The sequence below is a fragment of the Kouleothrix sp. genome (assembly GCF_046328425.1).
Lineage (GTDB): Bacteria > Chloroflexota > Chloroflexia > Chloroflexales > Roseiflexaceae > Kouleothrix.
This window is the reverse complement of sequence record NZ_JAXLWP010000013.1, coordinates 151,303-163,982: the sequence shown is the minus strand read 5'-3', so window position 1 is coordinate 163,982 and position 12,680 is coordinate 151,303. Positions and strand designations below refer to the sequence as shown.

General features: G+C 66.6%; 11 protein-coding genes. 6 read left to right on the top strand and 5 right to left on the bottom strand.

The annotated features are described in order from the left end of the window. Positions 1-116 precede the first annotated feature (116 nt). The 4 genes from U0177_RS14055 to U0177_RS14040 all read left to right on the top strand — a co-directional run bounded on the left by U0177_RS14055 (position 117) and on the right by U0177_RS14040 (position 4,186). Positions 117-899, top strand: a complete 783-nt coding sequence (locus tag U0177_RS14055; RefSeq protein WP_409571265.1) for an exodeoxyribonuclease III — start codon at positions 117-119, stop codon at positions 897-899. Positions 900-1,160: 261 nt separating this feature from the next. Then, the gene (locus tag U0177_RS14050; protein WP_409571264.1) at positions 1,161-1,988 is read left to right on the top strand and encodes an SDR family NAD(P)-dependent oxidoreductase; all 828 of its coding nucleotides are present in this window, start codon (positions 1,161-1,163) and stop codon (positions 1,986-1,988) included. Positions 1,989-2,080: 92 nt separating this feature from the next. Continuing rightward, positions 2,081-3,736 carry an AMP-binding protein gene (locus U0177_RS14045; protein WP_409571263.1) on the top strand — a complete coding sequence of 552 codons (1,656 nt, stop codon included), beginning with the start codon at positions 2,081-2,083 and terminating at the stop codon, positions 3,734-3,736. Positions 3,737-3,739: 3 nt separating this feature from the next. Continuing rightward, a complete protein-coding gene (locus tag U0177_RS14040) occupies positions 3,740-4,186 on the top strand; it encodes a MaoC family dehydratase (RefSeq protein ID WP_409571262.1) in 447 nt (148 codons plus the stop codon). Between the two features lie 244 nt (positions 4,187-4,430). Here the strand turns inward: U0177_RS14040 and U0177_RS14035 are convergent, their stop codons facing one another. From U0177_RS14035 to U0177_RS14025, 3 genes are all read right to left on the bottom strand, one after another. Next, complete coding sequence (locus U0177_RS14035) at positions 4,431-5,807, bottom strand: hemolysin family protein (RefSeq protein WP_409571261.1); 1,377 nt, start codon at positions 5,805-5,807, stop codon at positions 4,431-4,433. Positions 5,808-5,952: 145 nt separating this feature from the next. Then, on the bottom strand, positions 5,953-6,993 hold the full coding sequence (locus U0177_RS14030) for an RNA polymerase sigma factor RpoD/SigA (RefSeq protein ID WP_409571260.1): 1,041 nt from the start codon (positions 6,991-6,993) through the stop codon (positions 5,953-5,955). A 204-nt stretch (positions 6,994-7,197) separates the two neighbouring features. Then, positions 7,198-8,169 carry a polyprenyl synthetase family protein gene (locus U0177_RS14025; RefSeq protein WP_409571259.1) on the bottom strand — a complete coding sequence of 324 codons (972 nt, stop codon included), beginning with the start codon at positions 8,167-8,169 and terminating at the stop codon, positions 7,198-7,200. A gap of 367 nt (positions 8,170-8,536) precedes the next feature. Between U0177_RS14025 and U0177_RS14020 the strand changes: the two genes are divergently transcribed. Together U0177_RS14020 and U0177_RS14015 are read left to right on the top strand one after the other, a co-directional pair. Continuing rightward, the gene (locus tag U0177_RS14020) at positions 8,537-9,826 is read left to right on the top strand and encodes an AI-2E family transporter (protein ID WP_409571258.1); all 1,290 of its coding nucleotides are present in this window, start codon (positions 8,537-8,539) and stop codon (positions 9,824-9,826) included. After that, on the top strand, positions 9,823-11,043 hold the full coding sequence (locus U0177_RS14015; RefSeq protein ID WP_409571257.1) for an AI-2E family transporter: 1,221 nt from the start codon (positions 9,823-9,825) through the stop codon (positions 11,041-11,043). Before U0177_RS14020 ends, U0177_RS14015 begins: the two co-directional genes overlap by 4 nt. On the opposite strand, the gene U0177_RS14010 is transcribed toward U0177_RS14015, so the two are convergent. Both U0177_RS14010 and U0177_RS14005 read right to left on the bottom strand, forming a co-directional pair. After that, complete coding sequence (locus U0177_RS14010; protein ID WP_409571256.1) at positions 10,996-11,949, bottom strand: GNAT family N-acetyltransferase; 954 nt, start codon at positions 11,947-11,949, stop codon at positions 10,996-10,998. The genes U0177_RS14015 and U0177_RS14010 overlap by 48 nt on opposite strands. Positions 11,950-11,991: 42 nt before the next feature. Beyond that, positions 11,992-12,633 (bottom strand): histidine phosphatase family protein, encoded by a 642-nt coding sequence (locus U0177_RS14005; RefSeq protein ID WP_409571255.1) that lies wholly within the window; start codon positions 12,631-12,633, stop codon positions 11,992-11,994. Between the last annotated feature and the right edge of the window lie 47 nt (positions 12,634-12,680).

Below are 12,680 nucleotides of genomic sequence, written 5' to 3'. Positions count from 1 at the left end.
CTTCCCCTTCTCCCGCGCGGGAGGGGGTAAGGGGGGTGAGGGCCGACGTTGCATGAGCCCTGACCAAGGCACCTGGCGGCCCACAAACCCCGCGCGCAATTTGGTATACTATCGGCATGAGCCAACCGATCACGCTTGTATCCTGGAATGTCAATGGCATCCGCGCGCTGGAGAAGAAAGGCTTCTCGGCGTGGCTGCAGTCGAGCGGCGCCGACATTGTGATGCTCCAGGAAACCAAATGCCACCCCGAGCAGCTATCGGCAGCGCTGCGGCAGCCTGCGGGTTTCCAGAGCGAGTGGTGCTGGGCCGAGAAAAAGGGCTACAGCGGCGTGGCGACGTTCTCGCGCCTGCCTGCGGCCACGGCTCGCGGCCTGGGCCAGCCGCACTTCGACAGCGAAGGGCGCGTGCTGATCAGCACCTTCCCGCAGTTTACGCTGTTCAACATCTACTTTCCTTCCGGCAGCAGCGGCATGGCGCGCGTCGCCTTCAAGCTCGAGTTCTACCGCCACGTGCTCGCGGTGCTGCGCGGCTACCTCGATGCCGGCCGGCCGCTGATCGTCGCCGGCGATGTCAACACTGCCTACGCCGAGATCGACCTCGCGCGCCCGCGCGAAAACCGCATGACCTCGGGGTTCCTCGCCGAGGAGCGCGCCGCGCTCGGCGAGTTCTTCGCCGCCGGCCTGGTCGACGCCTTCCGCCACGCCCGGCCGTCCGAAGCCAAGTACTCCTGGTGGTCGCAGGTCACCAACGCCCGCGAGCGCAACATCGGCTGGCGGCTCGACTACTTCCTGATCTCGCGCGACCTGCTGCCCTACCTGGTCGACGCCGACATCCACCCCAGCGTGCTTGGCTCAGACCACTGCCCGGTCAGCCTGACGCTGGCCTTGCCCGCCAGGTAGCCCGCTGCCAGGGGCGCCCGGCCAATGCCAGGCCATGCTATAATATCGCCAGCCTAGCACGTCCCATACCGGTACGATCATCGCTATTCGCATGCGCGCGTTGGCTGCTCGCTGGCACGCTCGGAATACCCAGCCTCAACCTACCCAAAGCCGCGAACAAGATATGGCGCCGGCAGCAGCACGCCGTGCGCCATGCTCCGAGGCTGCCAGGGTCGCCGTCGGCGAATCGCCACCAGCTGCGCAAACCCGTACGAGTCATTCATGCACGGCAAGGTCTGTATTGTCACCGGCGCGAGCTCCGGCCTGGGGCTGGCAATTGCCACCGGGCTGGCGCGCATGGGCGCCACGCTGGTGCTGGCCTGCCGCGACATGGCGCGTGGCGCAGCCGCACAGGCGCGTATCCAGGCGGCCACAGGCAGCCAGCTCATCGAACTCATGCGGCTCGACCTCGCCGAGCAGCAGTCGGTGCGCGACTTCGCCGCCGCCTACACCGAAAAGTTCAAGCGCCTGAATGTGCTGGTGCACAACGCCGCAGTGTTCGCCAGCCACCGCAGCGTCACGCCCGACGGCATCGAGACGATGTTTGCCACCAACCATCTTGGGCCATTTCTGCTGACGCACCTGCTGCTCGACGTGCTGCGCAACGGCGCGCTGGCGCGCGTGATCACCATCACCGGCCCGGCCGACACCCGGCTCGACCTGGCCGACCTGCAGAGCGAGCGAATGTTTCACGCCATCGACGCATTTGCGGCCTCGCGGCTGTGCAGCCAGATATGCTCCTTCGAGCTGGCCCGCCGCCTCGACGGGCGCGGTGTCACGTTCAACCTGGCGAACCCCGGCCTGGTGCGCAGCAACCTGATGCGCGAGGCTCCCGGCCTGGTGCGCTGGCTCTGGCGCGTGGCTGCCGCCTCGCCCGAGCGCGCCGCGCGCACCGCGATCTACCTGGCGTCGTCGCGCGAGGTTGCCGGCGTTACCGGCAAGCTATTCAAAGGCCGGCGCCAGGTCGCGCCTGCCCACGCCACGCGCGATCCCGAGCTGCGGCGCAAAGTCTGGGAGCTGAGCATGGAGCTTGCGCAGGTCGTCGGCTAATATCCGCGCCCTGCGCGCCGGCTCGCGCTGGCTGCAAGGCATATACCACAACCGACCGGTGTATCAAAGGCACATACGAAGGAGGTTTCGCGATGACGCGCCCGCCCGACGCTGGACACACCATGACCGACTACGAGGCCGAGCGGCGAAATTTCTCGCTTGAGGTACCGCCCGACTTCAACTGGGCCTTCGATGTGATCGACCGCTGGGCCGGCGACCCAGGCCACGAGGCGATGTTCTGGGTCGGCAACGACGGGGGCGAGCGCCGCCTGACATTCGCCGATTTCAAGCGCCGCTCGAACCAGCTGGCTAATGTGCTCGAGGCCTTGGGCGTGCGCCGCGGCGACCGCGTGTTCCTCATGCTGCCGCGCCTGGTCGAATGGTGGGAGGCGATCCTTGGCATCATGAAGGTCGGCGCGGTGTCGATGCCCGCCACGACGCTGCTGACGCCCAAAGACATCGCCTACCGCGCCAATCTGGCCGAAACGCGCGTGGTGATCACCGACGCCGCCAACGCCGCCAAGTTCGACGAAGTGCGCGCCCAGTGCCCCTCGTTCGAGGTGCTGATCGTCGTGGGCGGCGAGCGCGCCGGCTGGGTGAGCTACGAGCCCGCCGTGGCCGCCGCCGCCGATGCGCGCGCGCGCCTCGCCACCCCCAGCGCCGACCCGTGCATGATCTACTTCACCTCGGGCACCGTCGGCTACCCAAAGATGGTGCTGCACACCCACGCCTCCTACCCGATCGGCCACACGATCACCGGGAAATACTGGCTCGACCTGCGCCCCGGCGACCTGCACTGGAATATGTCCGAGACAGGCTGGGCCAAGGCTGCCTGGAGCAACCTGTTTGGCCCGTGGAACATGGGCGCGTCGCTGTTCATCTACGACGGGCGCGGCAAGTTCAACCCGCGCGAGACGCTCGAGTTCCTGCAAAAATACCCCGTCACCACCTTCTGCGCGCCGCCGACGATCTACCGCATGCTCGTGCTCGAAGACCTAGGCGCCTACTCGTTCGCCGCTCTGCGCCACTGCACCGGCGCGGGCGAGCCGCTCAACCCCGAGGTGATCGACACCTGGCGCGCCGCCACCGGCCTGACGATCCGCGATGGCTACGGCCAGACCGAGACCGTGCTGCTGTGCGCCAACTTCCCGCCGCTTGAGGTCAAGCCCGGCTCGATGGGCAAACCCTCGCCCGGCTTCGATGTGGCGGTGGTCGACCACGACGGCGCCATCCTGCCGCCCGGCAAAGAAGGCGATATCGGTGTGCGCATCGCGCCCGAGCGACCGCTCGGCCTGTTCCGAGAGTACTGGCGCAACCCCGACGCCACCGCCGGCTGCATCCGCGGCGACTGGTACATCACCGGCGACCGGGCGATCGTCGACGAGGATGGCTACTTCTGGTTCGTGGGCCGCGCCGACGACGTCATTCTCAGCGCAGGCTACCGCATCGGCCCATTCGAGGTCGAGAGCGCGCTGGTCGAGCACCCGGCCGTGGCCGAGGCCGCAGTCGTCGCCAGCCCCGACGACCTGCGCGGCGAGGTGGTGAAGGCGTTTGTGATCCTGGCGCCCGGCCACAGCCCCTCCGACGCGCTGGCGGCCGAGCTGCAAGAATATGTCAAAGGCGCCACCGCGCCCTACAAATACCCGCGCGAGATCGAGTTCGTCGCCGAGCTGCCCAAAACGATCAGCGGCAAGATCCGCCGCGTCGAGCTGCGCGAGCGCGAGCGCCAGAAGAAACAGGCCGGCTAGCCCATGCTCAAATTCTACGAAGACTATACCGTCGACAGCGAGCACGTCACGCCTGCGCGCACGATCGGCCCGGAGGACGTGCGCCAGTTTGCCGACGTGACCGGCGACCACCACCGGCTGCACCTCGACGCCGAGTTTGCGCGCGGCACGATGTTCGGCGAGCCGATCGGCCACGGCTTGCTCGGCTTGTCGCTGGTCAACGGCCTGGCTTACGGCAGCATCATCGACCCAGACTATGTCATGGCGTTTCTCGGGCTCGAGTGGAAGTTCGTGCGGCCAATTCGCATGGGCGCCACCGTACACGCGATTGTGCGCATCGCCGAGCGCAGGCCAACCAGCCACCCCGACCGTGGGATCGTCCGCGAGGCCATCCGCCTGGTCGACGCGCACGGCGACCCGCTTCAGACTGGCGAGTTTACGTTTCTGGTGCGGCGGCGGCCCGCGCTGTGAGCTGATGCAGCCTGCGGCAGAGGCACTTTCTAGCCTCGGTGCTCGGCTTGCGGCGCTCCGCGCCATAAGCGGAACCTTGGAAGGCACAGCCCTCCAAGGTTCTTTTACCAAGTCCGTTTGCTCACTTTCTTTTTGGTATGGCCTGCCCGGCTTTGCCGGGCAGGCCATACCAAAAAATTTCGGGGGCGGCAAAGCCGCCCCCGAACCCCCACCAAAAAAAGCAGAAGCAGGCACTATTCGCCGATCAAGACTGATCGGGCATGGGCGGCGGAATCGCCCCGGTGGCCAGCGCCCGCTCGCTTTGCGCGCCCTCAGGCTCGGGCGGCAGAACGATCAGCAGCTTGTCGATGCGCCGGCCGTCCATGTCCACTACCTCGAAGCGGTAGCCATTCCAGATCACATGGTCGCCCGCCTGGGGAATGCGCCCCAGCAGCGCCAGCACCAGCCCGGCCAGCGTCTCGAAGCTTTGCCCCGGCGCCAGGTCGGCGCTTTCGGGCAGGCCCAGCTGCTCGCGCACATCGACGTATGGCATCAGGCCGTCGACGAGGTAGCTGCCGTCGTCGCGCCGCACGATCGACTGGCCGGCTTCGTCGTACTCGTCGTCGATCTCGCCGACGACCTCCTCCAGAATATCCTCAAGCGTGATCAGCCCGGCGACCTGGCCATACTCGTCGATCACCATAGCCATGCCGCCGCGTTCCTGCTTCAGCTGCTGAAACACCACGATTGCACGCTGGCTCTCGAGTACGAAGCGCGCCGGCCGCAGCAGCTCGGCCAGGTCGGGTGGGTCAGGCCGGCCCCAGGCTTGCAGCAGGTCTTTCACATACAGCATGCCCACGATCTGGTCGAGCGAGTCGCGGTACACCGGCACGCGCGAGTAGCCCGCAGCCGCGATCGCCTCGAGCGCGGCGGCGAATGGCGTATCGGCCGCCACTGCGGCGATCTGCGTGCGCGGCGTCATCAGCGAGCGCACCGTGCGATCGGCAAAGCTGAACACATTGGTGATCAGCTCCTGCTCGGTCGCCTCGACCGTGCCTTCCGAGGCGCCCTCGCGCACCATGGCGATAATATCGTCCTCGGTGATCGGCGTCTCGGCCACGTTGTGGCGGCCAAGCACCCGCAGCACAAGTTCGGTCGAGAGCGTCAGGAAGCCCACAGCCGGCGATGCCGCGCGCGACACCAAGCCCATAAACGGCGCCACTGCGCTCGACACCGCCTCGGCGCTCTGCAGGGCCAGGCGCTTAGGCACCAGCTCGCCGACGATCAGCGAAAGGTAGCTCACCAGCAGCACCACCAGCGCCAGCGCCAGGCTGCGCGCGTAGGGAGCCAAGATGGGGATGCCCGCCAGCATCCCCTCGAGCGCCCCGCTTAGCCCGGCTCCGCCGAACACCGCCGCGCACGTGCTGATCAGCGTAATGCCCACCTGCACCGTCGAAAGAAAGCGGCTCGGATTCTCGGCCAGTGCCAGGGCTGCGGCCGCGCCGCGCTGGCCGGCCTGGGCCTGTTGCTCGAGCCGGCTCTTACGCGCCGACACAATCGCGATCTCCGACGCCGCAAAGAAGCCATTTGCCAGCGTCAGGCACAACAGAATCAGCAGCTCAAGCGCGATATTATTGGTCATGCATGCTCCTCGGCGGTGCCAGCCCACCTGCGCCAGCCGCCACAATCACCGCCGCCCGCATGATACCAAACCTGGCAAGCCCAGGCGCGCAAAAAAGCGGCCGCGCGATGCGCGGCCGCCAGGTACAGATTAGCAACAAAAGGCATTACTCGAGGTACGCCTGAAGCCGCGCACCCACCGCCGGCGAGCGCAAGTGCCGTAGCGCCTCGGCTTCAATCTGGCGCGTGCGCTCGCGGGTGATGCCAAACGTAACGCCCACTTCCTCAAGCGTTCGGCGGCGGCCGTCGGTCAGGCCGTAGCGCAGCTGCAAGATCGCGCGCTCGCGCTCGGGCAGCTCCATCAGCGCCCGGCTGAGATCCTGCTGAAGCATGCGCTGCGCCGCGATCTCCACCGGCGCCGACGACTCGTCGTCGGCCAGGTGGTCGCTGAGGTGGCCTTCGCCTTCGTCGCCCAGCGGCTGCTCGAGCGAGATCGGCTGGGCTGAAGCCTGCAGCAGGCGCTCGACCTTGCGCGGGCTCACGCCGAGCGCCTCGGCGATTTCCTCGGGGGTGGGGCTGCGCTCAAGCGCCTGCTCGAGCTGGTGCACCACTCGGCGCAGCTGGCCAATCGCGTCGCTCAGGTGCACCGGCAGGCGGATCAGCCGGCCCTGCTCGGCGATCGCTCTGGTCACGGCCTGGCGTATCCACCAGGTGGCGTATGTCGAGAAGCGGTTGCCGCGGGTGTAATCAAACTTTTCGACGGCGCGCATCAGGCCGATATTGCCCTCTTGCACCAGATCCATAAACGAGAGCGGGCCGCCGTGGTATTTCTTCGCAATGCTCACTACCAGCCGCAAGTTCGACTGAATCAGCCGGCGGCGCGCCTCCTCGCCCTGCGCAATCGCGCGCTCAAGCGCTATTCGCTCGCGCCACGGCGGGCTTTCCAGCTGGCCGAGCATCAGGCGTGCCTCGATGCCCTTGATGATCTCCTGGGCCAGCATCACCTCATCGGCAGCCGTGAGCAGCGACACCTGGCCAATCTCGCGCAGGTAGGTCTGCACCGAGTCCTCGATCGGCTCCGCATCGCGCTCGACCTCTTCGGCCACCACATCAGCCGCCTCCTCTTCCCACGCCTGGTCGGAAGAGTCGGCAGTGCTCGCGTTTGCAGAAGCGACGACGTATCCTGAGAGGGTGTTGAGCTGACTCATGTGTTGGTTCGCTCCGTGGCCAGCGCCAGGCAGCGCTCGCCAGCTGTGATGTGCTTCTGACTACTGTTCAGCACGCAGCTACACCGATTACGTAGGCAGCACGGCGCGTGGATGCATCGTTCAAGCCTGCTGAACATCTATAGTACCGTCACAGCGCCGCGAAAGTTGCGCTGGCGCACACGCGAACTCGTTATTCGCACCCTCCTAGACTTCACGATCGAGAATAAAGTCACCGATATCGATCAGCGCGCGCGCGGGCTGCGAAGGCGGAAATAGCGCCAGGTGCTCGTGTGCGCGCCTGACGATGCGGCGGGCTTCGTCCAGCGCACGGCTGACGCCGCCAGCGTCGATCACCGCCGCCACAAGCTGCGGCACGGCCGCCGGGTCGGGGCGGTTCGTGCGCGCCAGCTCGCGCAGCAGCGGGTTGTCGCTCTGCGCCACCGCGTAGAGCAGCGGCAGCGTCAGCGTGCCTTCGCGCAGATCGTTGCCGGCCGGCTTGCCCAGCGCAGCCTCGTTGCCGATGAAGTCGAGCACGTCGTCGACGATCTGGAAGGCGACGCCAAGATCGTGGCCGAATCGGCCCAGCGCCTCAACCTGCTCGGGCGCGCCGCCGCCTACGGCCATCCCGGCCTTGCAGGCGGCCTCGAACAGCGCCGCGGTTTTGGCGCTGATCTTGTAGAAATATTGCTTCAGCGCGACGTCGAGCGGCTCGACCTGCGTCACCGGCCGCAGCTCGCCTTCCACCACCGTCTGCGCGGCGTCGGCGTAGAATTTGATAATCCGCGGATCGGATTCGGCCGCAAGCTCGCCGGCCGAGAGCGCGAAGAAGTAATCGCCCAGCATCAGGGCGACATGCTGATCCCAGCGGGTGTGCACCGTCACGCGCCCACGCCGCCGCATCGTGTGATCGACCAGGTCGTCGTGCACCAGCGAGGCGGCGTGCAGCAGCTCGATCGCCACGGCTGGCCGGGCGGCACGCTCGAAATCATACGCGCCTAGCCGCGCCGACAGCAGCACCAGCATAGCGCGCAAGCGCTTGCCGCCCGACGAGACCGTGTAGGCGCCAGCTGCGGCCAGTGCGCGCGAATGCGAGGCAGTGCGCTCGAGCATCAGGTGCTCGATCGTTGCCAGATCATCGCCCAGCGCTGCGCGCCGGATGAGCTCCCCTACATTCATGGGCGCCGGCCGAACCCGCGCGGCAATATCTGGCACACCCGCGGCAGCGGCTGCGCGCGGTAGCGTGTGGGTGGCCATACCTGAAACCTTTCTAGCGCCGGTGCGGAAAACTTGTGATAGATAACACTGTTAAATATATCACAATTTCAATGAACGTCAAGAAACGGACTTGTTGAGCGCTTTAGCAACAGCAGCACTGCCAGATACTACGGTTCCGAGCACAAACAGGATTTATCGGCTTGAAACATCGCCCGAGCAGCGTATCGGGCAGCAGAACGGTGGCACGCGGCTTGCAATTGCCTCGCTGCCGTCCGGTATCGATAGCGGCTGCCTTCTGCTCAATATAACCCAGATCGAGTTGCGACATATGAGCGATCTCACGAGTTCTAGTAGCGTTCCAGCCGGGGCGGGGGCCGCAGGCGGAGCATCATTCTGGCAGCGGGTAACGCTCAAACAAGTCGCGATCGGCACCGCGATTGTGGCGCTGGTGGTCGCAGCGCTGGTGCTGCTCGCCGCGCTGCGCTACGTCTTCCTAATGCTGTTTCTTGGCATTGTGCTCGCCACCGCGCTGGCACCGGTGGTCGAGCGGCTGCGCAAATGGGGCGTACCCCAGAGCCTGGCCACGCTGCTCGCATTCAGCCTGCTGCTGCTGGCGATTTTTGGCATAGCTGCGGCGCTCATCCCATTTTTCGTCGGTCAGGTCGTGCAGGCGATCAGCGATCTACCCGGCTTTTACGCCGGCTTGCGCACCACCATATCGAACTCGCAATCGCGATTTCTGCGCGAGATCGGCGGCCAGCTTCCCAGCGACCCATTCAGCTCGCTCGCCAGCGAGAGCGGCACGCTCAATGCGCAGGTGGCCACGCTCACGCCGGCAATTGGCCGCGGCCTGCTCTTCAGTGCGCTGGTGGTGCTGATCAGCTACTACTGGCTATATTACCGCACCCTCGCGGTTCAGGCGATCGCCCTACTGATCCCGATCGACCAGCGCGCCGGCGCACTGGCGATCTGGAGCGAGAGCGAAGAAAAGATCGGCGCGTTCGTGCGCGGGCTGGCGATTCTCAGCTTTGTGATCGGCGCGCTCTCGGGCGTGGGCTACGTAGCGATCGGCTTACCATATGGCGTCACCATCGCGATCATCGCCGGCATCCTCGAGGCCGTGCCATACGTCGGGCCGCTCGTCACCTTGGTGCTGGCCGGCATCGTTGGGCTGACGGTATCGCAGCAGATGGCGCTGCTGGCAATTGGCATCGCAATGGTGATCCAGTTCCTCGAAAATACCATCGTTGTACCGCGCGTGATGGACAAGGCTGTGGGCGTCAGCCCGGTGGTGACGCTGCTGGCGCTGGCGGTGTTCAGCGACCTATTCGGCCTGCTGGGCGCGCTGCTGGCGGTGCCGCTAGCTGCTGTGATCCAGGTGCTGCTCGACCACGCAATGCTGCGCGCCAGCGCCCCGGCCGAGCAGAATATCGGCGGGCGCGACCGCCTGGCGCTGCTGCGCTACCAGGCGCAAGATCTAGCCAACGATCTGCGCGCGAAGTTCCGTAAAAAAACGAACGACACCGACCCGGAAGAAGATGTAGTGGAAGAAGAGCTGGAGTCGCTGCTGGTAGATCTCGATAGCCTGCTGGCGACCGCCCAGGAGCAGCGCCCATGAAGCGGCTTGCACAAATTACGCTGACGATCGGCGCCACATTGCTAGCGATCGGCCTGGTATGGGTGTTTCAGCCAACGCTGGCGTTGTTTGGCGGTTCGCTGGCGATCTCGGCGGCGCTGCGGCCGCTGGTGCAGCGCTTCGAAAGCCGCGGCATCAGCCGTGGCCGCGCCATTCTGATCTGGTACGCGCTGATCATGGCCGGCCTGGTAGTTGGCGCCCTAATCTACAGCGTCGGCATCGCCGACGAAGTATCGTCTGGCACCGAGCAGCTGCCACGCGCCTACACTGCGCTGATCGGCGCGTGGGCACACGGCACGCCAGCCCAGCAGGCGCTGGCGCGCAATCTGCCCGACTTCGAAACGCTCACGCGCGGCGCGATCAGCGGGGGTGGGCTGGCCACGCTGGGCAGCACCTTGCTTGGGCTATCGAGCAGCCTGCTTAACTTTCTGCTGTTTGCGTTTGCGGCGTTGAGCCTGGCCTACTACTGGCTGATCGAGGTTGCGCACTTCGAGCGGCTATGGCTCTCGTTCCTGCCGATCGCGGCGCGCGTGCCCGCCCGAAATATCTGGCGCAACGCCGAGATGGCCGTGGGCGCGTACATTCGCTCGACGGTGATCGCCATGGCGGTGGCGGCGCTTATGCTGCTGGCGCTATACCGCGTGCTACAGCTGCCATTCGCCACGCTGCTGGCGCTCGCCGGCGGGTTCAGCCAGCTCATCCCGCGGCTTGGCCCGGTGGTAGCGGTGCTCGCGGCATTCGGCGTGGCGCTAGCCGCGCTACCGCCGTGGCAGGCGTTTCTGCTGCTGCTCGCCGGCCTGGCGCTCCAATACGCCACGCACGTCTTCGCCGAGCGGGCCATGCAAGCCGACGCCCTGAAAGTCAATGCGCTGCTGCAAGTGCTGTTGCTACTGGCGCTGGCCGAGCTGGGCGGGCTGTGGGGAATGATCTATGCGCCGCCGCTGGCCGCGCTGATCCAGGTGCTCTACGCCGGATTTCTGGCCAGAGCCAGCGCCGTGCAACCGCCCGAGTCGCTGCTCGACACACTCAGCGCGCGGCTGGAGCGCCTCAGGAGCCTACCCGAAGCCGAGCGCGTCGACCTGATCAGCTCGCTGCGGCGCGGCGGCGAGCTGCTGAGCGAGACCCGCGCGCTGCTCGACGAGCACGAGCAGTTAGGGCAAAACGAGCACGCCATCGGCGCCAAAGCCACACCTGGCTAAAAACGTATGCGCCGCGGGTATCTCGGCAGCGACCACGGCATGCAGCCGGGCACAGCCGCGTGCGCGCGCCAGCGTTGCCACTGCTGCCACCAGCGCATGCCCGGCGCCGCGCCGCCGCAGGTCGCCACGCACCACCAGATCATCGAGCGTCGCGTACCAGCCGCGCGGCACCTGGTGGAAAGCCGACAGCGCAAGCCCGGCCAGCTGGCCATCGACTTCGGCTACCAAAACCGGCTTATCCGGGTCGTCCAGCCGGTCGTACAGCAGGGCCTCGGCCGCCACCACACGCGCGTCCTCCCACGATCGCCCGCCCAGCAGCATGTCGAGCGCCGCGCCGACATCCTCGCGCCTGGCGTAGCGCACCTGCACTGCGCCAGCCGGCGGCGTGGGCAGGCTCAGCAGCGCGGCCGCGCGGCGCTCGCGCCGCCAGCGATCGATCGCCTGAAGATGCGTGGGGAAGGCCATTGGATCGGGCAAGGCGTCGGTGGCGAAGACCCCCGCCTCGGTGGCGTCGTCGGCGGCCATCAGCGTGCCGCCGGTAGCGGTGGCCGCGTAGATGAGCAGCAGCCCAGTGCTCTGGCCCGCGCCGATTGAGAATACGCCCAGCAGATGATCGACCCGCACCAACAAGCCGGTTTCCTCGTGGCACTCGCGGATCGCGGCCTCCTCGGCGCTCTCGCCCAGCTCCATAAAGCCGGCCGGCAGCCCCCAGCAGCCAGCGCGCGGCTCGTAGCGCCGCCGCACCAGCACAACCTTGCCCTCGAGCGCCACCACCACGCCGACCGCCGGCACCGGGTTGCGGTACAGAATAAAGCCGCAAGCCGGGCACACCTCGCGCTCGCGGTCGTCGACGCGCCGGCGCTCCATTGGCGCCCCACAGCGCGCACAGTAGACGATTTGTGCCATGGTTCCTCCTGCGCTGCGATCCAAGGCGCTGTTGCTCGCTCGTCAGATCGCCTTCTGCCGCTCGCGCACTGTTTCGAGCCGCCCCAGATGGCACGCCTCACTCAGGCTGATCAGGTAGGGCAGATCGTCGCCATACTCGATCACGCTGATGCTGGCGTTCGTCACCCAGATGCGGTTGATGCGATCCATATTCATTCCCAGCGCGTCGGCCACCAGGATCTTCACAACCACGTCGTGCGTCGAGATCAGCACATTCCGGCCTTCGTACTCGCGGCACAGGTGCTCTTTGAAATCGAGCACGCGCTTGAGGATGTTGCTGAAGCTTTCGCCGTTGGGCATTTGCGCGCGGGTTGGGTGCCAGCGCCACTCGTATAGCCCGCTGGCGTAGCGCTCGATCACCTCGTCGGCCAGCAGCCCCTCCCAGTCGCCATGCGCGATCTCGAGCAGCGCCGGCTCGTAGGCCAGCGGAACCTGCGGGTGGTAGCGCGCAATCGCCTGAGCAGTGCGCGCCGCGCGCTGCAGCGGGCTGGTGAAGATTGCGTCGAACGGCTCGCGCTGCAGCCGGCCGGCCAGCGCCTCGGCCTGGCGTATGCCCAGCTCCGAAAGCGGCGCATCTTGCTGGCCCTGGTAGCGGCCGATCCGGTTCCATTCGCTCTCGCCATGGCGTACAATAATCAATCGCATATGTCACTCACATCCGGCTAGGGGCCGGGATCGCGGGCGCGCGGCCC